Raw genomic sequence first — 25,494 nt, 5'->3', positions numbered from 1 at the left:
CGCTACCAACTAGCTCATCGGGTCGAGCGTCATGTACGCCTGCTGCGGATTCCCGTCGTGCACAAGGGATTCGTGCGCGCCGACGTCGTCGAACGCGAACCCGTACGCCTTGCCGTCGGCCATCTGGGCGTGGATCAGCCGCGAGTAGTGGTTGGTCACGGAGTCCTTGTAGAAGTTCGTGTTGTTCGGATCCGGCTGGTTCGGGTTCGTGATCAGCGTCGACCTGTTGTACCCGGCGCACAGCGTGCGCGAGATGGGCCCGCGGACCTGGTCGTTCGGCGCGTCCAGCAGCTTGTAGCAGCCGAACACGCTGTCGGAGTCGGGTTTCTGGAACGAGGTGGCGAACCCGCCCGAGGCGTTGGTGAACGTCATCGTGTTGCCGGAGACCCGGCCGGTGTACTTCACGTTCGGCTGGTTGGCGAACGGGGTCACCGTCAGCGTCCGTGTCGAGTAGTGCGACCAGACGCGGTCGATGTAGTTGCTCATCACGTTGGCGGGCAACGCACCCACGCCGACGCCGTGACCAGGCGCCAACGCCCGGATGCCGTTGTTGCGGATGAGGTTGCCCCAGCCCTGTGACCGCAGGCCGTTGAACACCGCGCTGTACCCACCCGGCTTGAGGTGCCCGGTGGTGCGGACCTGCCCGCCCGCCGCCTGGACACCGACCGCGTACGGCGCGGTGAACATGTCGACCTGCGTGCTGTTGATCCACAGGCCGCTGTCGTTGAGCGTGTACTCCGACCAGCTGAAGAGGATGTTGGCGTTCGGGTCGGACGGGTTCTGCACCGCGGGCTGCACCAGGCCGCCGGTGGTCAGCTTGAACACGAGCTTCTGGCCGTAGGAGAAGTAGACCCGGCCGGAGAACTTCGGGATCCTGATGGTCCTGGTCTGGCCGTTGGCCGGACCGGCGATCGACGCGTCCGGCGCCGGTGTCGGCGGGTTGCCGCCCGCGGGCCACGGGTGGAATGTGCCGTTGGCGTCGGCCCAGCCCTGCCGCCCGGTCGAGAGCTCGGTGCCGAGGTTGTAGATGTACACCGCGTCGCCGCGGCCGGAACTGTTCTTGATCTGCAGCGGGATCGTGGCCGGTACGGCCCGCGCGGCCGGGGCCAGTGCCGTCAGGCCGGCGGTGATCATCACGGCGACCGAGGCCGCCGCGACCAGGGCCGCGAGTGTCCTGCGTGGGGTGAGCACCTGCTTGTCCTCCTCAGGTTTGTCCCGGGTGGAGCGTCGGCGCCCACTGCAGGGGCGGTGTCGTACGGACACCGGGCAGGTACTTCCAGGCGCCGACGTGCGCTTTTCGCGTTCAGGACGTGAGAGCGCTCTCACTAGCATCGACAGGCGCCCGTCGTGTGTCAATGGCCGTCACCACGCGGTTGCCGGAGCCGCCGGTTGTGGGAGAATCCAACGCTGAGTCCGTGCTTGGGGGAGACGACGTGCGCATCACCGATGAACTCGACGACCCCCCACGCAACCTGCCGCCGGACAGCGGCGAGCTGATCGGACGCGACGCAGACGTGGCCGCGATCATGCGGACCGCCACAGGCTCGGGCAAGCGCGTGGTGGCCGTCTCCGGGTTCGGCGGCATCGGCAAGTCCGCACTGGCCGTCCACACCGCGCACAAGCTGGCCCGCCATTTCCCCGACGGCCAGTTGTTCGCCGACCTGCGCGGCGCCACCGGCCGCGAGGAGGCCGACGCGCACGACGTCCTCGGTCGTTTCCTGCAGGCGCTCGGCGTCCAGGCGGCCGACGTCCCGGCGGGCACGGCCGAGCGGATCGAGCAGTACCGGTCGATCACCGCGGGCAAGCGGATGATCGTCCTGCTCGACAACGCCCGCACCGAGCAGCAGGTCAGGCCGCTGCTGCCGGGCGGCGAGGACAACCTCGTCATGATCACCACCCGCTCCCGGCTGGCCGGGCTGGACAACGCCGAGTCGATCGAACTGGCCTTCCTCACCACCGACGCCGCGATCGTGCTGCTCGGCCGGATCATCGGGCCCGGCCGCGTGATCGCCGAGCGCGAGCAGGCCGAGCAGATCGCCAAGCTCTGCGGCGGGCTGCCGCTGGCCGTCCGCGCGGCCGGGGCGAAGCTGGTGGCCAACCCGGACTGGCCGCTGGAGTCGCTCGTCGTGCGGCTGTCCGACGAACACCGCAGGCTGGACGAACTGACCGTCGGCGACCTGGCGATCCGCTCCAGCCTCGGCCTGACCTACGCCGAGCTCGACGAGAAGCAGCGGCGCGCGTTCCACCTGCTGTCCGTGCTCGACCTGCCGGACTTCGGCTGGTGGCCGGTGGTGCCGCTGCTGGACGTGTCGCCACGCGAGGCCAGGGACATCGTCGAGCACCTCGTCGACCTGCGGCTGATCGAGGTCGCCGGGGCCGACGCGCTCGGCCGGGTCCGCTACCGGCTGCACGACCTGGTCCAGCTGTTCGGCGCGGAGCAGCACGAGTCCGGTGTGGGCATGCCCGCCGCGGTCATCCGCACGCTGGCCACGTGGATGGTGCTGATCGACGAGAGCAGCCGTGACCTGCCGCGGGTCACCGTGACGCTGGGCTCACCGGTGTTGCCGGACGTCACGGTCGACCCGGCGCTGATCGAGGACGTGCGCGCCGACCGCGACGAGTGGCTGAGGGCCGAGTCGGCCGCGGCCGTGCGCATGGTCGAACGCGCCTACGAGCTGCGGATCAACTACAACACGATCGTGTCACTGGTGTCCCTGCTGGCCATCCCGTTCGCGGCGCGCAACGAGTTCGACGAGTGGCAGCGGACGCAGGAGATCGCCCTCGAGGTGTCCCGCGCGGTCGGCGACCGCGGCGCGGAGGCCGTCAGCCTGGCCCGGCTCGGCCAGCTGTACGCCGAGAAGGACGACTTCCCCGCGGCGATCACCCACTTCCGCGAGGCCGCCACGCTCGCCGCCGTGCTCGGCGGCGACAGCACGTTCGCCGCCGCGCTCGTCGGGATGGGGACCGTCCACCGTGAACTCGCCGTGACCGATGCCGCGATCGTCGACCTGGGCACGGCCGCCGCCGTGGCCGAGGAGATCGGCCACTTCGGGGTGGTCGCGGCCGCGAACTACGGCCTCGGCGCGATCAGTCGCGACCAAGGCGACATCACCGCGTCGACCGCCCAGTTCCAGCGCTGCGTCGAGATCTACCGGAAGGCGGGCGACCAGCGCGGCGTCGCGATGTCGTTGCGTGGTCTCAGCCTCTGCCACCGGGCGATCGGCGAGTACGCCGCAGCCGCGGACCTGGCCGACCAGTCGGCCGCCATCCTCGACGACCTCGGCGACGAGCTCGGCGCCGCCTACGCCCGGCAGTCGTGGGCCAAGGCCGCGCTGCGGACCGGCCTGCACGCGCAGGCCGCCGCAACGCTCGACCACTGCCTGGGCACCTGCACCCGCAGGCACGACCGGTTCGGCATCGCGCTCGTCACCCGTACCCTCGGCGAGGTCCATCTCGCGTCCGGCGACTACCCGGCCGCGCGGCAGACGCTGGAAACGGCACTGGCCCTGTGGACCGAACTGGACCTGCCGCTGTGGCAGGCTCGCACGCTGCGTGACCTCGCGGCGTCGACCGTCACCGATGACCAGGCCGCCGCCGACGCCCACTGGGCACGGGCCCGTGCGCTCGTCGACGGCACCGAAGCCCGCGAGTCCGCGGAACTGGCGGTCACGACCCCAGCGGAGTGGCTGGCGACAGTTCGCTCACCATGACCAACCTCCACTACGGCGTGCTCGGCCCGCTCGAGGTCGTCCGTGACGGCCATCGAGTCGCGATCAACGGTCCCAAGCTGCGTGTCCTGCTGGCCACGCTGTTGTTGCAAGCCAACGCCACGGTGTCGATGGACCAACTCGGTGAGCGGATGTGGGGCGAGCGGCTGCCTCCGACCGCGCGCAAGAGCATCCAGCTGTACGTGATGCGGCTGCGCCGGGTGCTCGGCGACGACTCGCTGATCGAGACCCGACCGGACGGGTACCTGATCGCCGTCCAGTCCGACCAGGTGGACCTGCTGCGGTTCCGGCAGCTGGTCGCGGCGGCGCGCACGGCGGCGAGGACCGGCGACCTGGACGACGAGCTGTCCAAGCTGGACGACGCACTGGCCTGCTGGCGCGGGCCCGCGCTGTCCGACGTCCCGTCGGAGTCGCTGCAACGGGAGGCCGTGGCCGAGCTCGCCGAGGACCGGCTGCGCACGGCGGAGCGCCGCATCCGGGTCCACCTCGACCTGGGCAGGCACCGCGAGGTGATCGGCGAACTGGTCCAGCTGACCAAGGACCACCCGTGGCACGAGCAGTTTTGGGCCCAGCTGATCGAGGCGCTGCACCGGTCCGACCGGCTGGCCGACGCGCTGGACACGTACCGCACAGTGCACCGGAAGTTCCGCGACGACCTGGGCATCGCCCCGGGCCCGCACCTGCAGCGGGTCCAGCGCACCATCCTGGCCGGGCGTTCGGACCCGCAACCGGTGCTGACGACGCCGATCAACCAGCTCCCCGCCGCACTGCGCGGGTTCGTCGGCCGGGAGGACACCGCCGCGCGGCTGATCGACATGCCCGGGCCGATCACGGTCGTGTCCGGACCACCCGGCGTCGGCAAGACGGCGTTCACGCTGCATGTCGCACACCAGCTACGCGGCCGTTTCCCGGACGGCCAGCTGTACGTGAACCTGCAGGGGTACGCGACGGACCCACCGCTGGCACCTGGAACCGTGCTGACCCGGTTCCTGCGCACGCTCGGCGTCGGACGTGACGAGATCCCCGCCGACCTCGCGGACCAGGCGGCGTTGTACCGGAGCGTGTTGACCAGCAGGAGGATGCTCCTGGTGCTTGACAACGCTGTCAACGCCGAACAGGTCCGCCCGTTGCTGCCCGCCGAGCCGGGCTGTCACGTGCTGATCACCAGCCGCGGCGACCTACGGGGTCTCGCGGTCAATCCAGGCGCCGACCACATCCCGTTGGACGTGCTGACCGAACAGGAGTCCCTGGCCGTGCTGACCGGGCTGGTCGGCGCGGCGAGGGCCGAGGCCGAGCCGGAAGCGTTGCTGGACTTGGTGAACGCGTGCGCACGCCTGCCGTTGGCGTTGCGCATCGCCGGCGCGAACCTCGCGGCGGGCCCACACCGGCGGATCGCCGAGTACGTCGCGGAGATGACGCAGTCCGGGCGATTGGCGGAACTCGCGATCGACGGCGACGAGGCGTCCGCCGTGCGGGTCGCGTTCGACCATTCCTCCGTGCGGCTCTCGGAGTCCGACCGGTCGTTTTTCCGGCTGCTCGGGCTCGTGCCTGGGCCGGACATCGGGGTGGACGCGGCCGCCGCGCTGGCTAGCTCGTCGGCGGCGGAGGCCGGTCGGGCGCTGGACCGGTTGACCGCAGCGGCCTTGCTGTACAGGGATTCCAGTGGGCGCTACCAGTTCCACGACCTGATCCGCGAGTACGCCGTCAGCCAGGACACGGCCGCCGACCCCGTCGACGCGTTGACCCGGCTGATGGACTTCTACCTGCACACCGCGAACTCCGCGGTGCGTCTGCTGTATCCGGCCGCGCCCCGGTTGCCGTTGCCGTCGTCACCAGTCCCCGCGTCCGCGTTGACTGAGGCGACCGCGTTGTCGTGGCTGGATGAGGAACGCTACAACCTCGTCGCCGTCGTCGCGTGGGCAGCGACACATCCTGTGCTGCGGCCATACGCGTGGCGCCTGGCGGATGTCCTACGTGGATACCTTCAGGCGCGTGGACACGCCCGGGAGACGGTCACCGGCTTCGAGGCCGCGTTGCGGGCCGCACGGCAGGCAGGCGAACCGGCGGCACAGATCTCGATGCTGGACGTGCTCGGCATGATCTGCTTCAACCTCGGTGACTACCACCGGGCGATCGACTACCACACCGAGGCATTGACCGTGGCCGAACGGGCCGAGGACCTGGACGCCGCCGCGCAGGCACTGCACAACCTCGGCCGCATCCACCTCCAGCGCGGGACTCCGAAGCTGGCTGAGGACTGCCACCGGCAGGCGTTGGACGTCAGCCGCAAGACCGGCAACCACGCCGCTGAGATCCTCGCGCTGAACTACATCGGTGTCGCGCACACGTCGGCGGGGCGCCCGGCGACCGCGTTGAACTGGCACGAGCAGTCACTCGCTTTGAGCCGTTCGACGGGAAACCAAGCCGCCGCGTTCCGAGCCATGAACGGGCTGGGCATCGCGTACTGGCACCTCGGCTCGCTGACGAAAGCGGCTGAACTGCAACAGCAAGTGCTGCGCTACTGCCGCCAGATCGGCGAGCGGTTCGGCGAACTGACCGCGCTGGTGTGCCTGGCGGAGGTCGAGTGCGACCTCGACGACCTCGACACCGCGCTGGGACACGCCGAAGAAGCGATCACCCTCAGCACCCAGACAGGCGACCGGCGAGGCGAAGCCGGGGCGCTGGAGGTCACCGCGACCATCCACAGCAGACAGAGAGCCTTCCACCCGGCGATCTCCGGATACCACGCGGCACTGGCACTGTCCCGGCAGATCGGCTTCCGCTACGGGGAAACGTCGGTCCTGATCGGACTGGCGGGCGCTCATCGCGGGGCAGGGAACGCGGAACTGGCTGTGACCTGCAGCGAGCAGGCACTGGCCAAGCTTCGCACCGGTGGCCAGTTGTTGCTGGAGGCCAGGGCTTTGACCGAGTTGGCACACGGTCAGATCGCGCTGGGGATGTTCGCCAAGGCCAGGGCCACCGTGCAGGAGGCTTTGGTATTGGCTTCGGAACGGGGTCAGCTGTTGGTTTCGGAGCGGGCACGGGGTGTGGCGTCGTTGCTGGTCTGAACCGCAGGCTCGGCACTTGGTCGCGCTTCAGCCTTGAGTTCTCGGTGACTGGGGCGGCAGGTCCGCTAGAACAGGTGTACTCGCTCGTCCACGTGCCGGACCGGAGCCGTTGTCAGGAAGACTGTCGGGTCTGCGTTTCCGTACGCCAGGTTCAGCGTGTCCTGACGGTAGCGCCATTCCCCTGTGCGGCAGTGGAGCACCATACGGTAATTGATCTGCCAGCGGATCCACTGCCCTTTTTCGATTCGGACCGCCGGGTGGCGGTTTCGCTGCGGCAAGCCGTGTACGTACTCGGAGAGTTGGACTCTGAGGCGACCTGTGTCTTCTTCGGTCAGGTCCACTTCATCTCTCTTCAGCTCGGCTGCCGACTGCCAGACCGGGGCGAAGTCCGTGTGCTCGTGCATCGTTACTTCGAAGATTCCGTTGTCGGGCAAGGCGAATGCTGTCGGGACCGCGTTCCTCCTCGCGGCTGCCTTGCCGCCTCTGGACTTCTTCGTCCAGTTCGTTCTCACCCACAGGGCTGACAGTTCCACTCCACCATGGTCTCATCGCGCGCTACCGATTTTGGGTCAGCGCTTGCCTTGCTGCTGGGTGGTGGAACTTGAAGAGGTGTCCCACCTCCGTCAGGAACCCTGCTTCCGCTGCTTCCTCGACCGCGCCTACGAGATCCGTCACCGGTACGCCCATCGCTGTCGCCGCGTCGGCCAGGTCGAACTGGTCCGCCAGGATGGCGGCTGCTCGGAGCAGGGCCTGGGTTCGGGATGACAGCAGGCTGGTTCGCCGGAGTACGACTTCTTCGGTTGAGGTGGCCGGGTCGACGAGTTCGGCCAGGAACTGCGGGTTTCCCGCTGCCAGGTCCACAAGGGACTGATCGGTTCGGTTGCCTGCCAGCTGTGCGGCTTCCTCGCTCGTCAGACCGGTGAGGCGTAGGACATCGCCTCCACCTGGACCGACGCCCGCGCGCAGCCGGTCGACTTCCGTTCTTCGGGGTAGCGGCCTGCATGCTCCTACCACGAGCAGAGGTTCTCCGTGCGCGATCTTGCTCAGTCTGTGCCAGGCCAGTAGTTCTTGCTCCGATGCGTCGTTCAGGTCGTCGGCCACGATCACCGCTGGGCCTGCCGACTCCACTTCGTTGATCGTTCTCCGATCCGCCCAGATCACCGGGATCTCGGTGTCCGCGAAGGCTTCGGCCAACAGCGCCGATTTACCGATGCCGTGTGGTCCTTCGATCCACACGCATCCGCCATGTCCTTGCCGCACTTCTGCCAGGCGTCTTCGCAGTACCTCCAACTCTCGCTTTCGCCCCACGAATGCTTTTGGTTTGTTCGGGGCTCCTGTGCGGGCTCTTGTTGTCGCCGCGATGTCGTCGTGGATTCTTCGTAGTGCCGCGCCTGGTTCCATGCCCAGGGTTTCCACCAGTCTGCGTCTGGTCGAGTCGAACACGTCGATGGCCTCCGTGTCACGGCCGAGGCGGTGCAACGCGGTCATCAGCAGTCCGGCGAGTGACTCGCGGAGTGGGTGCTGCCGGACCAGGTCACGGAGGTCAGGCACGGCTTGGGGATCCGCTGCCGCTGTCATCACTTCCGCGCGCTGTTCCCTTGCCGCCAGTCTCAGTTCCGCCAGGCGTTGTCGGTGCAGGGTCGCGAACGGCGAGTCGACGCCGCCCAGCGCGTCGTCTCCCTGCCATAGGGCCAGTGCCGTGTCCAGTGCCGCCCTGGCTGCTGTTGTGTCGCGTCTGTTCCATGCCAGCTGGGCTGCTTCGCGTAGTGCGTCGAATTCGTGGACGTCCAACGCCTGCGGGTCGAGCCCCAGTGTGTAGCCCGAGCGGGTTGAGGTGAGGGTTTGACTGGAGCGGCCCAGCACCAGCTTGAGGCGGGAGATGTAGCTGTAGAGGCTGCCGTCCGCTCCTGCGGGCGCCGCGTCGCCCCAGACCGCGTCGATCAGCGCCTCACGGGACACGACCTGGTTGGCGCGCATGGCCAGCACCGCGAAAACGGCACGTTGCCTGCCTGGCCCCAGGTCCAGCGCCACGTCGTCACGCCACGCCGCCAGGTCACCCAGCACACGGACCCGCAGCACTCTGCCGAGCGTACTGGGTGCTTCCGGGCAACATTCGGCCCCCGAACGCCCTCGAACCGGGCCTTTCCCTGGTGGACCGGTCCATTGACGGCCATCATCGGCACGCGGCCGTCTGCCGCCTGCCGTCGACAAGACTTCGTTAAGACTCCTCGCCCAGACTCCCCCGCACACCCGATCCAGCGTGTGGAGGAGTCGATGGAGCAGGTGCGAGTCGCTGTCCGATCGTCGGACCCGATGTCCCGTGTGGGCCTGACCAGCTATCTCGGGTCTCACGGTGACCTGACCGTCGTCGACGGCCCCGATGACCGACCCGACGTGGTCGTTGTCTCCACCGACCGGCTCGGCAGCGACTCGATGGCGCGGTTGCGGCAGGCCGCCACCGACTTCGCCAAGCCGACCGTGCTGGTCACCGGCGACCTCGCCGAAGTCCCGCTGCTGACCTTGGTCGAATGCCACGTCGTGGCGATCCTGCCGAAGAAGACCGTCACCGGTACCCAACTCGTGGACAGCGTGCAGGCCGCCGCCGACGGCAACGGGGTCATGCCGCGTGACGTGCTGGGCAAGCTGCCGCGGCGGATCGAGGTGCTGCACCGCGAGGTGCTCGGCCCGAAAGGGTTGAACGGGTCCGGGCTGCGACCGCGTGAGGTGGACGTGCTGCGGCTGATCGCCGACGGCTGCGACACCGAGGAAATCGCGCAGGAACTGAGTTACTCGGAGCGAACCGTCAAGAACGTCATCTACAACTTGACCGCACGCCTGCACCTGCGCAACCGGGCTCATGCCGTGGCCTACGCCCTGCGGGCCGGAGTCATCTAGGACGCCATCTGGATCTGCGCGCGGGTGTCCACGCCGAGCTTCGCCATGATCTGCACGACGTGGGCCTGCACGATCCGCCGCGGCAACGACATCCGGGTAGCTATTTCCGGATTGGACAGTCCATTCGCGACCATCGCGGCGATCTGCCGTTCGGCCGCGGACAGCGTCTCCCAGTCGCTGATCCCCGCGCCTGGCACGGCGTGCATGGGCTCGCGGATCCCGAACTCACTCATCCTCGTCTTCGCGCGGGTCCGGTCCCAGTGCGCGCCGAGTTCCACGTACAACCGGACTGCTTCGGCGTACGCGGTCGTCGCGTCCTTGTGGGCGTTCCGCGCGGCCAGCAGCACCGCGGCGTCTTCCAGCGCGACCGCGAGCTCCACCGGACGGCCGACCGTCCGGTAGTGGTCGACGGCGACAAGCGCCGGTTCCGGGTCGTTGGTGGCCAACGCCTTGCAGCGGTGCAGCGCGGCGTAGGCACGCGCGGGCACTCGTTCCCGGCTCGCCTCCAGCTCGGCGATCGCGATCGCTTCGTCAACCTGGGCCGAGTCGTGCTCCAACGACAACCTGACGATCTCCGGCAGCCACTGGTGGCGCAGCATCATCTCGGCGTACGCCGGGTCGAGCACGGGCGCGAACTCCGCCAGCGCACCCGGGACGTCACCGCGCCGCACGGCCGCCAGCGCACGGGCCGCCAGCAGGAAGTCCTGGCTCTCCCGTTCGGAGTCGGTGATCACCAGGTAGCGCTCGGCCGCGTCGAGGTTGGCCGCGAGCGCGGTGTGGTCGTCACGGCGACCGGCGATCAGCGCGGACACGCCGTGCAGCAGCAGCCCGGCCGGACCGGCGTCCATCAGGCCCGCGTACGTGATCGCCGGGCCGTCCTCGGTGATCGTGTCCAGCTCGTAGAGGGCCTCGTCCCACCGGCCTGCCCAGTAGTAGTGCACGGCCGCCGCGACCTGCGGCCCGACGGGCAGCCGGTGCTCGACGACGAGTTCGTTGGCCGCGCGGAGGTTCTCGTCCGCGTCCGCCATCCGGTCCAGGTTCTGCAGCGTGAAAAGGCGGTTGTCCAGCAGGTTGAAGTGCATCCCTGCCAGATCCGCCGCGCCGCGCACCACGTCGATGGCCGCCTCGATGTGCCCGAGCGCCGCCACGTGGTCGCGGCGGACCGACTCGACGATCCACCTGGTCTGCAGGGCGTGCGCCATCAGACCGGTCTCACCCTCGGCCACGGCCTGGTCGTATGCGTTGCGCGCCATGGTTTCGGCCGCGTCGACATCCGTGACGTCCCGCACGAGGTGGGCAAGCAGGAACTTGCGACGCTGCCGCCACGCCGACGGCAATGATCCATCCACATCGGACTCGGTGAGCACGCGGATCGAGTCGGCGCGACGGCCGTCACGGTAGATGATCGCGGCCAGCAGCTGCCGCAGTTCCTCGGTGCGGACCGGGTCGGTGGACGCGGCAAGCGCTTGCTCGATCTGGTCGGCGGTGACCCTGGTCAGCCGGAACAGCACCTTGACCCGCGTGGCCAGCAGGACCTCACGCGCCGGGTCCGCCGCGTCCATGGCCTCGAGCACGCGTTCCAGCAGGTCGGCGGCGATCAGCGGGGCGTGGTTGGCGACCTCGGTGACGTGCTCGGCCAACCAGCCGGGCACCCACTCCTCGACACCGGGCGCCGACGCCGACGCGAGCTGCTCGGCGACCCGGATCGCCTGCGCGCCCGTGGCTGCCAACGCCTTGGCCGCCGCGCGGTGCAACGCCAGCCGCACAGCCGGGGAGATCCCGCCGAGGATCGCCTCGCGCATCAACGGGTGCCGGAACACCAGCCGCGCCCCTTCGCCGAAGACGACGTTGGCGTCCACCGCGTCCGCCAGTGCCGCACGCAGGTCCGGCTCGGCACGGCCGGTCAACGCGACCACGTTGTCCATTGTGGCCTCCGGCCCGAGTACGGCCATCCAGCGCAGGACTTCGTGCGTCCGCTGCGGCAACGCGCCGCAGGTGCGTTCGACGGCGTCAGCCAGCGATCTGGGCGCCGCTTCGGCGTGTGCCTTGTCGATGTGCGCGACGCCGTCGACCAGGTCGATCGCTTCGTCACGCACCAGGCTCGTGACCATTTCCCGCAGGTAAAGGGGGTTGCCAGCGGCCCGGTCGGTGACCCGGCGCAGCAGCTTGCCGGGGTGTGCGCCGACCAACCTGCTGGTGAGCGACTCCACGTCGTTGGACGGCAACGGTTCCACCGCGATCAGCCGGCCGCGTGAGCGCAGCTGGTCCAGCTCGGCGCGGCCGTGGCCGGTGCGCGAACACGTCACGAGCAGCAACGGCAGTTGCCTGGTCGCCGCGGACAACCGGCGCCAGACGTGCACACTGGCCTCATCGGCCCACTGCAGGTCGTCGATCACCAGGACGACGGGCCCGTGCGCGCACATCCGGTCCACCAGCGCGAGCATTCGGTCGACCGCGCCCGTGATCGGGTCGTCGTCCCCGCCGGGGTGCGCACGCAGTTGCGCGGCGAGGTCGGCGCGGTCCGCGTCCGGCGACTTCACCGTGATGCCAAGGCATTCCATGATCAGCCGGAGCGGGAAGCGGATGTCCGGCTCGTCGGCGACCGCCCAGCCGAGCTGGCACACCCCGGGCGTGAGGTCTGCCAGTGCCTCGATCAGCAGTTCCGACTTGCCGATGCCCGGGTCGCCCTCGATCCACACCATGCCGCCCCGACCGGCCAGCACCTCGGCCACGCTGTCACGGACCTTGGCCACCTCGGCCGCCCGGCCGACGTAGACGCGCTTGTCACTGCGGATGACGGCCGCGATGTGCGCGGGCATCACCGACAGGGGCACGGCTGCGCGGTCATCGCCTGCCAGGATCTGGGCGTGCACCTGGCGCAGCCCTGGTCCCGGTTCGATGCCGAGCTCACGGCGCAGCGTGTCGCGGGCGTCCCGGAAGACCTCCAGCGCGTCGGCATGCCGTCCCCCGCGAGCCAACACCTGCATCAACAGCTCACGCAGAGACTCCCGAAGCGGGTGCTCACGGGCGAGGACGCCCAGATCGGCCACGAGGTCCCCGTGATCACCGAGTTCGATGCGAGCCTTGGCCGACGCCTCCACCGCACGCAGCCAGGACTCGGTCAGGCGGGTGCGCTCCTGGGCCGCGAACGGGCCCGGGATCCCCGCCAGCGGTTCACCACTCCAAAGGGACAGCGCCTCGGTCAAGGTCGCCGCTGCCGCAGCGGCTGCGGGCTGACGTGCCGCCTTGGCCGTCAACCTGTCGAAGGCGGAAACATCCACCTGGTCCGGCCGCAACAGCAGCGCGTACCCGCTGTCCACCGACGCGAGGACATCCTTGCCCAGGACCTTGCGCAGGTTGGAGATGTAGAGGTAGATCGCGCTCGACGCACTGGGCGGCGCCACCGGGCCCCAAACGGCTTCGATCAGCTCAGAACGAGTCACGGCTTGCCCCGCCCGCGCGGCGAGAACCGCGAGAACCGCACGTTGGCGGGGCGGCCCCAGGTTCGGTTCCTCGTCGCCGTCGGTGACGGTGATGTGGCCGAGCAATCGGACTCTTAGCCTCGACACGAAGCCCAGACTACCGGGCGTGAGAGCGTTTCCACCCAGAGTGCCGGTACAGGTTCCGGAAGCCGGGTTCGGCTACCTGGCGTACGGGGCGAGGCCCCCTCCCGTCGCGGTTGGAGACCCTTCGGGGCGTCCCCTGCCCGGGGCTAGAAGTCGGCGTTGAGGCAGGCCAGCCGAGCACCAGCCGTACCAGCGTGACCCGGCTCAGTGTGCGTGTGCGTCTCGTGAACCACCAAGGACGAAGCCTCCCGGTCACCGAAACCCCACGGCACCCGAGCAACGGCAAACCCAACACCTGCCTGGTCGGTCGTGAAATCCAGCCAGATCTCGTTGCGCGGATTGGCGTAGGCCGGATCGACCGACGGCTGCACCGGGTCCTTCTTGTCCTGGAAATGCGGCCCGGAGTCCGCGGGCGCGGGCCCACACGGCTTCACGTGCACGTGCGCGCCGTATTCACGTCCGGGCAGCAGGCCACGCGTGGTGAGCAGGACCGTGCTGCCCTGGGGCGCGGACACGGCCAGCACGGACAGGGTCGCGCCCGCCGGCGCGAGCTTCTCGTTGTAGGTGACACCGCTCGTGCCCGGTTTGTAGGGCTCGATCTTCGAGGATGCCGTGGTCACGTGCAGAGCGGGGATCTCGGCTGCCGAAGCTGTAGTCCCGGCCAGCAGTACGGCGGGCACGATCGTGGCCAACGCCAGGTAGCGCATATCGACTCCCGGAGAGTGTGGACGTCACTACGGATAGTGGACCACCGTGCGGCCGACCGCTCCACGGCGGGGCGGCCGTTCGGGCTACACCAGCGCCGTCCCGATCAGGCCGTTGCGGGTGACCAGCGCGGCCAACTGCTCTTCGGTCAGGTTCCCGGTACCGGGCGGGCGGTTCGGGACGACCATGTAGCGGATCTCCGAGTTGGCGTCCCACACCTTGATCTCGACCTCCGGCCGCAGGTCCACGCCGAACTCCCTGAGCACTTCCCTGGGTTCGCGGACCACTCGCGACCGGTAGGCCTCGCTCTTGTACCAGGTCGGCGACGGGCCGAGCAGGGCGAGCGGATAGCAGGAGCACAACGTGCACACCACGACGTTGTGTTCGCGTTCGCTGTTGGCCACCACCTGCAGATCCTGCGCGCGCAGCCCACCGCCCATGGACATCTCGAGCCCGGCGATCGCGACCTGGGCGTCCACCAGCAGGTGCTCACGGAAGGCCTGGTCGATCCACGCCCGTGCGACGATCCGGGCGCCGTTCGTCGGGGACGCGCGGTTGAGGAACGCGGCCAGCGTCTCGTCGAGGACGCCGGGCACCACCAGACCGCGCTGTTCCAGCAGGTGTTCCATCCGGCGGACGCGGGCCGCGATCGGCGCGTCGGCGTGGTCGCCGCTCATGGTTTCTCCAGGTAGCTCTCCCACAGGCTCAACGTCACCGTGTGGTCTCCGGCTCCGAACAGTTCGCGGGCGCTGAACCGGACCTCGTAGACCGCCTCCGCCTGCGAGGTGATCCCCCGTACGACGTCATCGGGCAGCGTGTGCGCGCCTTGCGGGCGCACGATCGTGCCGAGTGCGCCGCGTGCGTATCTGGGCAGGCGAGTGTGGTGCGGTGGGTCGGTGTTCTTGGTCCTGACCTGCTCACCCGTCGTGAACGTCATCCAACTCCCCCTCGGTGAACACGCCCTTCTCGATCAGCAGCGTGCGGATCGCCAGGAACCAGCGTTCGTAGTACGAGGCCGCCAGGTACTGGCTGGGCGGAAGGCGTTCGACCGCGTCGCGGAACTCGTCCAGGTGATAGATCCGCTGCCGCAGCAACGCTGTGTTCACCGCGAAGACATGAGCTTCCCAGTCGGTGTGGAACGGCGGCTCGTCCTGCTCGACGATGATCTCGCCGAAGCCCTGCACCCCGCCGACATCGTTGATCCGGCCCATGATCCGATGGTAACGCTGGGAACAAGAGGGGGGTTTTCGCCGCGTGTCCGTGAGGTAGCCTCTGCCCATGACGATGCGGGCACGGCTGCGAGAGGCGGCGACGCTTTCTGCCGTGCTCTGCTTCATTTACCTGATCGCCATCTTCTTCACCGCGACCGGCGGCGACATCAGCTACGTGTACGCCTGGATCTCCGGGCCCGCCGCGATGCTGATCGGTCTCGGTCTGATTGTGCGGTGCCGTCCCGGCCGGTAGGGCCTGTATCAAAGCCCCCGCGGGCTTACAGTGTCGCGGTGACCGAGCAGCGACTGTCCGCCTGGGAAACTCGCACGGAATGGCCGATGACCGCGTTCGCGGTGGCATTCCTGGTCGCGTACGCCTGGCAGGTGCTGCACGTGAGCGCCCCGGCGTGGTGGCGGTTGACGCTGGAGATCGCGCTGTGGGCGGTCTGGCTGGTGTTCGCGGCCGACTACCTGACGCGGCTGGCACTGGCCGAGCGGAAACTGCGTTTCGTCTGGCGTCACCTGTTCGATTTGCTCGCGGTGGCGTTACCGATGGTCCGGCAATTGCGGGTCCTTCGACTCGTCACCGTTTTACGAGTGCTCAATCGCAAAGCCTCGGGGGCGTTCCGCGGCCGGGTGGCGATTTATGTCGCCGTGGTGACCCTGTTGGTGAGTTTCGCGGCCGCACTCGCCGTGCTGGACGCCGAACGGAGCAATCCGGACGCCGGGATCGATTCGTTCCCGAAAGCGCTGTGGTGGACGCTCACCACGATCTCCACAGTCGGCTACGGCGACGTGTACCCGACGACGTGGGAAGGCAGGCTGGTCGCGGCCAGCCTGATGATCGGCGGCATCGCACTGCTCGGTGTGATCACCGGGATGATCGCGTCGTGGTTCCTCGAACGGATCCAGCAGAACACCGAGGACGCGGTGCACGGCGCGATCCACACCGAGACCGATGAGCTGCACGTCGAACTGGTCACGCTGCGGGAGGAGGTCCGCAGGTTGCGTGAACAGCTGGGGGATCACGAGTCCAGCCCGCCCCGGGCGATGAGCTGACGGGTGATCACGGTGCGCTGGATCTCGTTGGTGCCCTCGCCGACGATCATCAACGGCGCGTCCCGGAAGTACCGTTCGACGTCGAACTCGGTCGAGTAGCCGTAGCCGCCGTGGATCCGCACGGCGTTCAGCGCGATCTGCATCGCGGTCTCCGAGGCGAACAGCTTCGCCATCCCGGCCTCCATGTCGACCCGGCGGCCCGCGTCGGCCTCCCGCGCCGCGTGCAGCGTGAGCTGGCGGGCCGCGGACAACGACGTGGCCATGTCGGCCAGGTAGTTGCCGATCGACTGGTGCTGCCAGATCGGTTTGCCGAACGACTCCCTGCTCTGGGCGTAGGCCAGCGAGTCCTCCAGCGCGGCCCGGCCGACGCCGAGCGCACGCGCGGCGACCTGCAGCCTGCCGGTCTCCAGCCCGGCCATCATCTGGGCGAACCCGCGCCCTTCCGCGCCACCGAGCACGGCGTCCGCGGCCGCGTGGTAGTCGTCGAAGGACAACTCGCAGCTCTCGACCCCCTTGTAGCCGAGCTTCGGCAGGTCACGGGAGACCGTGAGGCCCGGACCGTGCTCGGCCAGCAGGATCGACATGCCGTGGTGGGACGGCTGGGCGCCCGGGTCCGTCTTGCACAGCAGAGCGATCAGCCCGGACCGCCGCGAGTTCGTGATCCACGTCTTCGACCCGTTGACGACGTATCCGCTCCCGGACCGGCGGGCGTGCGTCCGGATGGCCTGCAGGTCCGACCCGCCGCCCGGTTCGGTCAACGCCATCGTGGCACGGCATTCACCGGTGGCCATGCGGGGCAGGTAGCGCTGCTTCTGGTCCTCGGTGCCGAACTCGAGCAGGAGTTTGGCCACGACCGTGTGGCCGCCCATCGCCCCGGCGAGGCTCATCCAGCCGCGGGCGAGTTCCTCCGTGATCAGGACGTAGCAGGGCATCGAGACCGGGGTTCCGCCGTACTCCTCGGGGACGGCCAGGCCGAAGATGCCGAGCTCCTTCATCCGCTCGATCAGCGCCTCGGGGTAGGTGTTGGCGTGTTCGAGCTCGCGGACGACCGGTTTGACGTCCTTGTCGACGAACTCGCGCACGGTCCGGACCATGAACCGCTCGTCATCCGACAACTCGGTCATATGATCTTTTCCTCCCGCAGCCGCTGGATCTCGCCAGCGCTGTAGCCCAACGTGCCGAGGATGTCCGCGGTGTGCTCGCCGACGTCCGGTACCGGGTCCATCCGCGCGGTGATCCCGTCGAGACGCGCGGGCGGCGGCAGAGCCGTCACCACCCCGCCGGGGATGCCGACGTCCTGCCATCGTCCGGCGAGCACCGGGTGGTCGAGGAAGTCGCTGACCGAGTTGACTCCCGCGTTCGCGATTCCCGCTTCGTCCAGCAGTGCCATCACCTCGGCGCTGTCGATGTCGGCGAACCGTTGGGCGACAATCCGGTTGACCTCGTCGCGACGTTCGACCCTGGCCGAGCCGGTCGCGTAACGCGGGTCGTCGACGAGTTCGGGACGGTTGAGGAACTGCTCGCACAGCGCGGCCCATTCGCGCTCGTTCTGGATGGAGAACAGCACGTCCTTGCCGTCACGCGCGGTGTAGGCGCCGTAGGGCGAGATCGTGGCGTGCTGGGTTCCGACGCGTGGTGGTTGTGTTCCGCTGTACCGGGTGTAGTACGCGGGCTGCCCCATCCACTCGCCGAGCGCGTCGAACAGTGTCACGTCGACCGAGCGTGCTTTGCCTGTCATGGCACGGGTGTAGAGCGCGGTGAGGATTCCGGAGTACGCGTACATCCCGGCCGCGATGTCCGCGACGGACACACCGACGCGCGCGGCGCCCTCCGGCGTGCCCGTCAGGGAAACGAGACCGGTTTGGCACTGCACCAACAGGTCGTAGGCCTTGCGGTCGGCCCACGGCTCGCTGTACCCGGAAATCGTGCACGTGATCAGCTTCTCGTAGGTCAGACTCCGCTTGTCCAGGCCGAGCCGGGCCGCCGCGCCGGGCGCGAGGTTCTGCACGAACACGTCCGCGTCGGCCAGCAGCCGGTGCAGGATCTCGCGGCCGCGCGGGGATTTCAGGTCCAGCGTGAGGGACTCCTTCGAACGGTTGAGCCAGACGAAGTAGCTGGACTGGCCGTGCACCGTCGTGTCGTAGCGGCGGGCGAAGTCACCACCGCCCGGACGTTCCACTTTGACCACCCGGGCGCCGAGGTCGGCGAGCTGCCGTGTCGCGAACGGCGCGGCCACGGCCTGTTCGACGCTGACGACGGTGACACCTTCGAGCGGGCGATCAGTCACCTGATCACCTTAACGGCCGCGCGTGGCAGGCGACGGTCACACTCTTGCGGAGGTGTGAACGGCGCGTTTCACACTCGGGGTCTTTGACGAATCCGCTTGGGCTTATGGTTGGCGGGTACCGCACTGGCTTCCCGGAGGAATCGGTGGGCGCTCGTCGATTGGTCAACGGCCGTTACCGGCTTGAGGAACAGCTCGGCTCCGGCGGAATGGGCGTGGTCTGGCGTGCCACGGACGAAGAACTCCACCGCACAGTCGCCCTCAAGCGCGCGCTTTACGTCGACGGCGCGCATGATCGGAAACGAGCGCAACGGCTCAAGCGCGAAGCCCGCGCCGTCGCGAAGGTGAACCACCCGAATGTCGTGACGCTGCACATAGAAGTTGTCGCAGGTGACGAGTTGTGGCTGGTGATGGAGTACGTCTCCGGCGGCACACTCGCCGAGCAGGGAGTTCTGCCGCCCGACCGGGTCGCTCGGATCGGCGCGCAACTCGCGGACGCGCTTGACGCGGTGCACAAGGCAGGCGTCCTGCACCGCGACGTGAAGCCGAGCAATGTGCTGATGACCGAGGACGACCGCCCGAAACTGAGCGATTTCGGCGTATCCCGAAGTGTCCACAAAGACATCACTCTCAGCCGGACCGGCGGTTTGGACGGAACACCCGGATATCTCGCGCCCGAGGTGGCGCAGGGTATGGAAGCGACGACGGCGTCCGACGTTTTCTCGCTCGGCGCGACCTTGTTCGCCGCCGCCGAAGGCGTGTCACCAGTCGGCACGGCGGACAATCCGCAGGTGTTGGTTTGGCGCGCGGCCAAGGGTGACATCGGCGAATCGCACGGTCCACTGCGGCCGGTGTTGGCCAGGATGCTGCACCTGGACCCGCGCCAACGCCCCACCGCGGCGCAGGCCAGGCAGATGCTCCAGGACGCGGCGAACGGCATCAGGCAGCGCCCGATGAGCTGGTTCAGGAGCCGTCCCCGGCTGATGGGCCGGGCGGCGATCCTGGCAGTGCTGCTGGCCACCTGGGGGTTGCTGACGGTCACCGGACCCGAACGCGTCGCCGAGACCACCGCGTGGCCCGCGATCGGCGAACCACGCACGGCGGACCCGTGCTCGCTGCTCGACCCGGCCAAGCTCGACAAGTTCGGCAACACCGAACTCGACCCGGACTACGGCAACTTCAACCGGTGTGACGTGTTGATCCGGCCGCCGCAGGGCCCCGGCGAGGTGGATGTCCGGCTGGAGTTCACCGCCTTGTCCGGGATCGACGAGCGGGTCGGCTGGGTGGATCACGCGGGGCCGATCCAGGTGGTCCGGTACCCCAGCTACAACTCGCAGTGCGAGCGCCGGCTGATGCTGCCGGACAAGCGGCACGCCATCCCGGTGATCACGAAGTACACCAAAGGACGGTTCCCGGTCGATCTGTGCGCGGTCGCCGACACCGCGGTCACGGCAGCGGTGGACCGGTTGCTCAAGTACGGCACCGTCCCGCGCCGCCCGCTGCCGCCCGCGCCGGAGTCGCTGATGAACCTCAACGCGTGCGCCCTGCCGGACTCCGACATCCTGGCGATGTTCCCCGGTGTGGACGCCACCAGACCGGAGCACCAGTTCGGCGGCTGGGAATGCCGCTGGCACAGCACGACCTCCCGCAACAGCACCCTGACGATCCGGTTCGACCAGCACAAGCCGCTCACGGCGGCGGAAGGCGCGCTGCGGCCGTTCGCCGGTCACCCCGGCGCGGTGAGGGAGAACGCCACCGGCCCGAACACGTGCATGGCCAACGTCCAGTACCGCGAGTACACCGACAACAACGACCAGACAGCCACCGAGGCGCTGCACGTGATCGTGGGCAGCGACCAGTTCCCCAACACGCGGATGTGCCAGCTCGCCTCGGCCATCGCCGAGCCGCTCGCGGCCAAACTGCCTGGCTGACGAGCGGCCACCGGTGGGGAGGGCTCCCAGGGAAGGCGGCTAGCTTTCGGCGAGTCGGAAGGAACGAAACCATGACCGAGACGCTCTCGCCTGGGCACAGCAGCCTCGCCCTGGGTGTGCCGCCCGCCCAGCCCGGCACGATCTACGCACTGGCGATCGCGGGCGGCATCGTGTTCGGGCCGCGTGAGGGCCGCACGATCCTGTTCGGCCGCAACCGCCCCGAGGTGCACGTCTGCATCGGCGAGGACGACCGGCGGGTGAGCAGGCAGCACGGTCAGCTGACCCACCAGGCCAACCAGTGGTGGGTGAGCAACACCGGCAGGCTGCCGATCCGGCTGCCGAACTCGCGGCTGCTGTTCACCGACGAGGAGCCGATTCCGCTGGTCGCGGGCTACACGCCGTTGTTCGTACGCGGATCGAGCGGCCGTGAGCACCTGCTGGAGCTGTACGTGACCGGCTCCGACGCGCAGGCCCCGACGTCCCGGCACCTCGACCCGACGCACCCGCCGAAGAACTGGCGGCTGGACCCCAACGAACGGCTCGCTCTCGTCGTGCTCGGGCAGCGCTACCTGCTGCACGAGGCCCGGCCGCAGCCGCTGTCGTGGACGCAGGTGGCGAGGGAGCTCGACCAGCTGCAGCCGGACGCCGGGTGGACGGCCAAGAAGGTCGAGCACCTCGTGGTGAAGGTGCGGACCCGGCTGTCCAAGGACGGGGTCGCCGGGCTGACCCGCGAGGAGATCGCCGAGCCGGTCGGCAACTCGTTGAACCACAACCTGATCCAGGAGCTGCTGACCAGCACCACGCTGGTGCCGCCGGACCTGCGGCTGCTCAACCACCCCGACGACTGATCGCCTCCACCACGGCGGCCATGTCGGCCTTGCCGTGGCCGAGCGCGGAGGTCTCGGCGAACAGCTGCTCGCAGACGTCCATCAGCGGCGCCGGGATGCCCGCTGCCTTGGCCGCGTCGGTGATCAGGCGGGTGTTCATCCACACGTCGTCGATGGCCGCCTGCACCGAGTAGTCGCCCGCCAGCAGCTTCGGGGCCTTGACCCGCATGATCGGGCTGGACATCTGCCCGCCCGCGAGCACGTCGACGAACGTGCCGAGGTCGAGGCCGAGACCCCTGGCGAACTGGAAGGACTCGGCCAGCCCGGTCACCGTCGTGATCAGGAAGACGTTGACCGCCAGCTTCATCCGCAGCCCGTTGGGCACGGCGCCGCACACGACCGTGTCACGGCACATCGGCGCGATCACCTGGCGGACGACGTCGACCGCGTCGGCGTCACCGGCGAGCATCGCGACGAGCTCGCCGTTCTCCGCCGGGACACGGGAGCCGGACACCGGCGCTTCCACGTACCGCCCGCCTGCCGCGGTGATGTCGGCCTCGAGGCCTTGGGAGTACCCGGCTTCGGTCGTTCCCATGTGGACGATGACGCGCCCGGCGACCTTGCCCGCGAACTCCGGCGTGCCCCTGGTCAGCACGGCGTCGATCGCGGATCCGTTGGCCAGCATGAGGATGACCACGTCCGACCGGGCGAACACGGCCGCGGCGTCCGGCGCCACCTCGGCGCCGGGCAGCGCTACTGCCTTGTCCGGCGTGCGGTTCCAGACCAGCAGGCGGGTTCCGGCCTTCAGGAGGTTGCGCGCCATGGGGGTGCCCATGACGCCGACTCCGATGAATCCCACGGATGGTTGTGCCACCCGGCCAGTCTGGCACCGCGGCGATCCCGTTTTGGCCCCAGAACGAGGGGCCAATCTCAGTCCGCGATCGCCAGTTCGGGCGTCCGGGCAGGCTGCCTGTCCCGCTTGGACGCACGATTGGCCAGCAGCAGGCACAGCAACGCCGGTGCGGCCACGATCGCGGCGATCGGCGGCAGCGCACCGAGCCCGGCCGTGTTGATCACCACGCCGCCGAAGATGCCCGAAAGGCCGACGCCGAGGTAGATCCCGGACGCGTTGAGCGACAACAACAGCCCGCTGTTGGCCGGGGAGAGCTCGATCAGCCAGTTCTGGATCGGCGGGTTGAACGACCACGTGAACACGCCCCAGACGAACAGCACGATCCCGGCGGACACGGCTGACACCGCCGTGAGCGGCAGCGTCGCGAGGATCACGACGAACACGCTCATGATCACCAGCAGTGGTCGCCTGCTGCCGAACTTGTCCGTGAGGCGACCGCCCACGGTGTTGCCGATGGCGGCGCCGACGCCGTAGGTCACCAGCAGCACGCTGATCGTGGTGCCGTGCACGTCCGCGATCTCACCCAGCAGCGGCGCGATGTACGTGAACACGCTCATGGCGGCGAGGCAGCCGAGCACGGTGATGGCGAGTACGTACTGCACGCGCCTGTCCGCCGCGATGGTGAACCGGTCGCGGAACTTGACCGTCGGCGGTGCCGCGACGGTCGGGATGCCCACTCGTACGGCGACCGCACCCAGCAGCGACACGGCTGCCACCAACACGAAGACGCCCTGGTAGCCGAGGCTGCCGCCGAGGAGGTTGCCCGCGGGCACGCCGAGAACGAGGGAGAACGTGAGTCCGCCGAAGACGATCGCGACCGCTCGTCCCCGATGATCCGGCGGGTTGAGCGTGGTGGCGACGACAGTGGCGGACGGTGTGTAGATCGCGGCTCCGAGCGCGCTGATCACCCTGGCCACGAGCAGGAGTTCGTAGGTCGGCGCGATCGCGGCGAGGCCGTTGCCGACCGCGCTGACCAGCAGTGCGATGACCAGGAGGCGGCGGCGTTCCCAGCGTCCGGTGACGGCTGCCAGCAGTGGCGACGCGATCGCGTACGCGAGGGCGAACGCGGTGACGAGTTGCCCGGCCGTTGCGGGCGAGACGTCCAGATCCCGGCTGATCGCCGGGAGCACTCCCGTGACGATGTACCCGCTCGTGCCGACGGCGAACGCACCGGCGGCGAGCAGGTAGGTGCGTGGAGACAAGGGTCACTCCCCAGATGGACACTGATTCGATATCGATCGTACTACGAACATCATCGAACTACGATGGTTATCGAAATTCAACTACTATGGAGGTCATGACCGATTTGCCCCACCCAACGCGCGATGAAATCCGCATCGAAGTGGTGCTGCACGCACTCGCCGACCCGGTGCGGCTGCAGTTGGTCAGGGCACTCGCCGAGCTTCCCGACGGCGCGGAGGGCATCGCGTGCGGTGCGGTCGAGCTGCCGATCAGCAAGTCGACGCGGACCCACCACATCCGCACTCTGCGCGAGGCGGGCGTGGTGCGTGTGCGCCCCAAAGGCACCGTCCGGTTCACGACACTGCGGCGTGACGACCTCGACGCGCTGTACCCGGGCATGCTCGACGGGATCCTCGCCGCCAAGCACTAACGTGCACGTTCGTGATCGAACGTGTCTTCGCCGAGGAGTACGGGCGTGCGGTCGCCGTGCTCACGCGGGTCTTCGGTGACATCGACATCGCCGAGGAGGCCGTGCAGGACGCGTTCACCGAGGCGGTGAAGCGCTGGCCGGAAACGGGTGTGCCGCCGAGCCCGGCTGGGTGGATCATCACCACTGCCCGCAACCGGGCGATCGACCGGCTCCGCCGTGAGGACAAACGCGCGGACAAGCACGCACAGGCCGCGCTGCTGCACGCCGAAGACGAACCGCTGGACAACGGCCCGGTCCACGACGACCAGCTGCGGCTGATCTTCACGTGCTGTCACCCGGCGTTGGGCACGGCCGCGCAGGTGGCGTTGACGCTGCGCCTGCTCGGTGGCCTCACCACGGCGGAGATCGCGCGTGCGTTCCTGGTCGGCGAGCCGACGATGGCACAGCGGCTGGTGCGCGCGAAGGGCAAGATCCGTGCCGCGCGCATCCCCTACCGGGTGCCCTCCGGCGCTGACCTGCCCGAGCGGCTCAAACCTGTGCTCGCAGTGGTGTACCTGATCTTCAACGAGGGCTACGCGGCCAGCACGGGCGACCAGCTCGTCCGGGAAGACCTGTGCGCCAACGCGATCCGGCTCGGCCGACTGCTGGCCGAGCTGCTGCCCGGTGAACCGGAGGTGCTCGGGCTGCTCGGCCTGATGCTGCTGATCGAGGCTCGCAGGCCCGCCCGGACGGCACCGGACGGCGCGCTCGTCCGGCTGGCCGAGCAGGACCACGCCCGGTGGGACGCCCGGCTGCTGGCCGAAGGCCGCGAGATCGTCCGGGAGTGCCTGCGGCGCGGGCAACCCGGGCCGTACCAGATCCAGGCCGCGATCAACGCCGTGCACAGCGAGGACACCACCGACTGGCACCAGGTCGTCCACCTCTACGACCACCTGCTGCTGTTCACGCCGACGCCGGTCGTCGCGCTCAACCGGGCGGTCGCGGTGGCCGAAGTGGACGGTCCGGCCGCCGCGCTCGCCATCGTCGACGAACTCGACCTGTCCCGGCTGCACCTGTTCCACGCGATCAGGGCGGACCTGCTCGGCAGGCTCGGCCGCGCCGAGGAGGCGGCCGACGCCTACGACGCCGCCATCGACCGCACCGGCAACACAGCAGAACGAGATCATCTGCGACAGGCCAAGGCACACGTGTCGAAAAGGAATACCCTCGAATTCCCCTAGGCAGTTGACCGCTACTCAGGTGGACGCTTGTAGCGCGCACTCGGGTGCGGTTTACTGAGCCAATGGCCACGCTGGTGCGGGAAACAAGTTCCGCGCCGAATCGCGTGGGCACTGACGTTGGCGCCTTTTCTCTTGCGCGAGATCGGCGGTGTGCCGCATGTGCTGACACACCCTGATTTGGTCGAGCTTGTGCCGCCCGGGGGTCGGCAATTGTTGGGGCACAGTCATCGCGTCCGGGTTCAGGGGCGGACCATGACCACTTTTCGCGGGCAGTGATATGGCTTTCGGCTTGGAACTCGGATGCGAGGACGGACGACGTCGGACTCGGTCGCCGAAGCAGGGCGGCGACTCGGTGGGCTTCGGATCGTCCGGGCGGTCGCCGGTGCGAGGCCCGGCGAGGCATCCGCGTGCGCGGCGGCTCTTGCGGGTCGTCGCGCGCGTCCGCTTTGGTGCTGGTTTTATGGCTCTGCGGTCG

Annotated in this window: 21 protein-coding genes; 9 read left to right on the top strand and 12 right to left on the bottom strand. The window is 68.9% G+C overall.

Annotation, left to right across the window (positions count from 1 at the left end; genetic code table 11):
- Window positions 1-9 precede the first annotated feature (9 nt).
- Window positions 10-1,191: a glycoside hydrolase family 64 protein gene (locus ALI144C_RS50745; protein ID WP_237774698.1), complete on the bottom strand. Its 1,182-nt coding sequence runs from the start codon at window positions 1,189-1,191 to the stop codon at window positions 10-12.
- A gap of 242 nt (window positions 1,192-1,433) precedes the next feature.
- On the opposite strand from ALI144C_RS50745, the gene ALI144C_RS50740 reads away from it, so the two are divergent.
- Window positions 1,434-3,710, top strand: coding sequence for a tetratricopeptide repeat protein (locus ALI144C_RS50740; protein WP_168211546.1), 2,277 nt, complete (start codon window positions 1,434-1,436; stop codon window positions 3,708-3,710).
- On the top strand, window positions 3,707-6,796 hold the full coding sequence (locus ALI144C_RS50735) for an AfsR/SARP family transcriptional regulator (RefSeq protein ID WP_237774697.1): 3,090 nt from the start codon (window positions 3,707-3,709) through the stop codon (window positions 6,794-6,796). Before ALI144C_RS50740 ends, ALI144C_RS50735 begins: the two co-directional genes overlap by 4 nt.
- Before the next feature lie 65 nt (window positions 6,797-6,861).
- On the opposite strand, the gene ALI144C_RS50730 is transcribed toward ALI144C_RS50735, so the two are convergent.
- The gene (locus ALI144C_RS50730; protein ID WP_076994445.1) at window positions 6,862-7,329 is read right to left on the bottom strand and encodes a hypothetical protein; all 468 of its coding nucleotides are present in this window, start codon (window positions 7,327-7,329) and stop codon (window positions 6,862-6,864) included.
- Window positions 7,330-7,351: 22 nt separating this feature from the next.
- Window positions 7,352-8,875 carry a BTAD domain-containing putative transcriptional regulator gene (locus ALI144C_RS50725; RefSeq protein WP_076994444.1) on the bottom strand — a complete coding sequence of 508 codons (1,524 nt, stop codon included), beginning with the start codon at window positions 8,873-8,875 and terminating at the stop codon, window positions 7,352-7,354.
- 195 nt (window positions 8,876-9,070) lie between these two features.
- Here ALI144C_RS50725 and ALI144C_RS50720 point away from each other — a divergent pair, with 195 nt between their 5' ends.
- A complete protein-coding gene (locus ALI144C_RS50720) occupies window positions 9,071-9,691 on the top strand; it encodes a response regulator transcription factor (protein WP_076994443.1) in 621 nt (206 codons plus the stop codon).
- On the opposite strand, the gene ALI144C_RS50715 is transcribed toward ALI144C_RS50720, so the two are convergent.
- The 5 genes from ALI144C_RS50715 to ALI144C_RS57010 form a co-directional block, all read right to left on the bottom strand.
- Window positions 9,688-13,260, bottom strand: coding sequence for a BTAD domain-containing putative transcriptional regulator (locus ALI144C_RS50715; protein WP_076994442.1), 3,573 nt, complete (start codon window positions 13,258-13,260; stop codon window positions 9,688-9,690). The two genes, ALI144C_RS50720 and ALI144C_RS50715, sit on opposite strands and share 4 nt — an antisense overlap.
- A 143-nt stretch (window positions 13,261-13,403) precedes the next feature.
- Window positions 13,404-13,964, bottom strand: coding sequence for a superoxide dismutase (locus ALI144C_RS50710; protein WP_076994441.1), 561 nt, complete (start codon window positions 13,962-13,964; stop codon window positions 13,404-13,406).
- A gap of 84 nt (window positions 13,965-14,048) precedes the next feature.
- Complete coding sequence (locus tag ALI144C_RS50705; protein ID WP_076994440.1) at window positions 14,049-14,639, bottom strand: nitrile hydratase subunit alpha; 591 nt, start codon at window positions 14,637-14,639, stop codon at window positions 14,049-14,051.
- Window positions 14,636-14,899 (bottom strand): SH3-like domain-containing protein, encoded by a 264-nt coding sequence (locus tag ALI144C_RS57015; protein ID WP_076994439.1) that lies wholly within the window; start codon window positions 14,897-14,899, stop codon window positions 14,636-14,638. Before ALI144C_RS57015 ends, ALI144C_RS50705 begins: the two co-directional genes overlap by 4 nt.
- Complete coding sequence (locus tag ALI144C_RS57010) at window positions 14,880-15,173, bottom strand: SH3-like domain-containing protein (RefSeq protein ID WP_076994438.1); 294 nt, start codon at window positions 15,171-15,173, stop codon at window positions 14,880-14,882. The genes ALI144C_RS57015 and ALI144C_RS57010 overlap by 20 nt, the downstream gene beginning before the upstream one ends.
- A 67-nt stretch (window positions 15,174-15,240) precedes the next feature.
- On the opposite strand from ALI144C_RS57010, the gene ALI144C_RS50690 reads away from it, so the two are divergent.
- Together ALI144C_RS50690 and ALI144C_RS50685 are read left to right on the top strand one after the other, a co-directional pair.
- Complete coding sequence (locus ALI144C_RS50690; RefSeq protein ID WP_076994437.1) at window positions 15,241-15,426, top strand: hypothetical protein; 186 nt, start codon at window positions 15,241-15,243, stop codon at window positions 15,424-15,426.
- A gap of 38 nt (window positions 15,427-15,464) precedes the next feature.
- A complete protein-coding gene (locus ALI144C_RS50685) occupies window positions 15,465-16,232 on the top strand; it encodes a potassium channel family protein (RefSeq protein WP_076994436.1) in 768 nt (255 codons plus the stop codon).
- Here ALI144C_RS50685 and ALI144C_RS50680 read toward each other — a convergent pair.
- Both ALI144C_RS50680 and ALI144C_RS50675 read right to left on the bottom strand, forming a co-directional pair.
- Entirely contained in the window at window positions 16,199-17,356 is a 1,158-nt protein-coding gene (locus tag ALI144C_RS50680; protein ID WP_076994435.1) for an acyl-CoA dehydrogenase family protein, read from the bottom strand. The genes ALI144C_RS50685 and ALI144C_RS50680 overlap by 34 nt on opposite strands.
- A complete protein-coding gene (locus ALI144C_RS50675; RefSeq protein WP_076994434.1) occupies window positions 17,353-18,519 on the bottom strand; it encodes a CaiB/BaiF CoA transferase family protein in 1,167 nt (388 codons plus the stop codon). Before ALI144C_RS50675 ends, ALI144C_RS50680 begins: the two co-directional genes overlap by 4 nt.
- Window positions 18,520-18,662: 143 nt before the next feature.
- Between ALI144C_RS50675 and ALI144C_RS50670 the strand changes: the two genes are divergently transcribed.
- Both ALI144C_RS50670 and ALI144C_RS50665 read left to right on the top strand, forming a co-directional pair.
- Window positions 18,663-20,447, top strand: a complete 1,785-nt coding sequence (locus ALI144C_RS50670) for a serine/threonine-protein kinase (protein WP_168211545.1) — start codon at window positions 18,663-18,665, stop codon at window positions 20,445-20,447.
- Window positions 20,448-20,518: 71 nt separating this feature from the next.
- Window positions 20,519-21,295, top strand: coding sequence for an FHA domain-containing protein (locus ALI144C_RS50665; protein ID WP_076994432.1), 777 nt, complete (start codon window positions 20,519-20,521; stop codon window positions 21,293-21,295).
- Here the strand turns inward: ALI144C_RS50665 and ALI144C_RS50660 are convergent.
- The gene (locus tag ALI144C_RS50660) at window positions 21,276-22,283 is read right to left on the bottom strand and encodes an NAD(P)-dependent oxidoreductase (RefSeq protein WP_330359661.1); all 1,008 of its coding nucleotides are present in this window, start codon (window positions 22,281-22,283) and stop codon (window positions 21,276-21,278) included. The genes ALI144C_RS50665 and ALI144C_RS50660 overlap by 20 nt on opposite strands.
- Complete coding sequence (locus ALI144C_RS50655; RefSeq protein WP_076994430.1) at window positions 22,205-23,389, bottom strand: MFS transporter; 1,185 nt, start codon at window positions 23,387-23,389, stop codon at window positions 22,205-22,207. The genes ALI144C_RS50660 and ALI144C_RS50655 overlap by 79 nt, the downstream gene beginning before the upstream one ends.
- Before the next feature lie 86 nt (window positions 23,390-23,475).
- On the opposite strand from ALI144C_RS50655, the gene ALI144C_RS50650 reads away from it, so the two are divergent.
- Complete coding sequence (locus ALI144C_RS50650; protein WP_076994429.1) at window positions 23,476-23,799, top strand: ArsR/SmtB family transcription factor; 324 nt, start codon at window positions 23,476-23,478, stop codon at window positions 23,797-23,799.
- A gap of 11 nt (window positions 23,800-23,810) precedes the next feature.
- A complete protein-coding gene (locus tag ALI144C_RS50645) occupies window positions 23,811-25,019 on the top strand; it encodes an RNA polymerase sigma factor (RefSeq protein WP_076994428.1) in 1,209 nt (402 codons plus the stop codon).
- The last annotated feature ends 475 nt before the right edge of the window (window positions 25,020-25,494 follow it).

Source organism: Actinosynnema sp. ALI-1.44, from assembly GCF_001984155.1.
Classification (GTDB): domain Bacteria; phylum Actinomycetota; class Actinomycetes; order Mycobacteriales; family Pseudonocardiaceae; genus Kibdelosporangium.
This window is presented reverse-complemented; position numbering and strand designations above follow the sequence as displayed.

Bases quoted from the DNA above. Each gene is read 5' to 3' on its own strand.
- ALI144C_RS50735 (WP_237774697.1), top strand. From the start codon at position 3,707: ATGACCAACCTCCACTACGGCGTGCTCGGCCCGCTCGAGGTCGTCCGT.
- ALI144C_RS50720 (WP_076994443.1), top strand. From the start codon at position 9,071: ATGGAGCAGGTGCGAGTCGCTGTCCGATCGTCGGACCCGATGTCCCGT.
- ALI144C_RS50710 (WP_076994441.1), bottom strand. From the start codon at position 13,964: ATGCGCTACCTGGCGTTGGCCACGATCGTGCCCGCCGTACTGCTGGCC.
- ALI144C_RS50705 (WP_076994440.1), bottom strand. From the start codon at position 14,639: ATGAGCGGCGACCACGCCGACGCGCCGATCGCGGCCCGCGTCCGCCGG.
- ALI144C_RS57015 (WP_076994439.1), bottom strand. From the start codon at position 14,899: ATGACGTTCACGACGGGTGAGCAGGTCAGGACCAAGAACACCGACCCA.
- ALI144C_RS57010 (WP_076994438.1), bottom strand. From the start codon at position 15,173: ATGGGCCGGATCAACGATGTCGGCGGGGTGCAGGGCTTCGGCGAGATC.
- ALI144C_RS50690 (WP_076994437.1), top strand. From the start codon at position 15,241: ATGACGATGCGGGCACGGCTGCGAGAGGCGGCGACGCTTTCTGCCGTG.
- ALI144C_RS50680 (WP_076994435.1), bottom strand. From the start codon at position 17,356: ATGACCGAGTTGTCGGATGACGAGCGGTTCATGGTCCGGACCGTGCGC.
- ALI144C_RS50665 (WP_076994432.1), top strand. From the start codon at position 20,519: ATGACCGAGACGCTCTCGCCTGGGCACAGCAGCCTCGCCCTGGGTGTG.
- ALI144C_RS50650 (WP_076994429.1), top strand. From the start codon at position 23,476: ATGGAGGTCATGACCGATTTGCCCCACCCAACGCGCGATGAAATCCGC.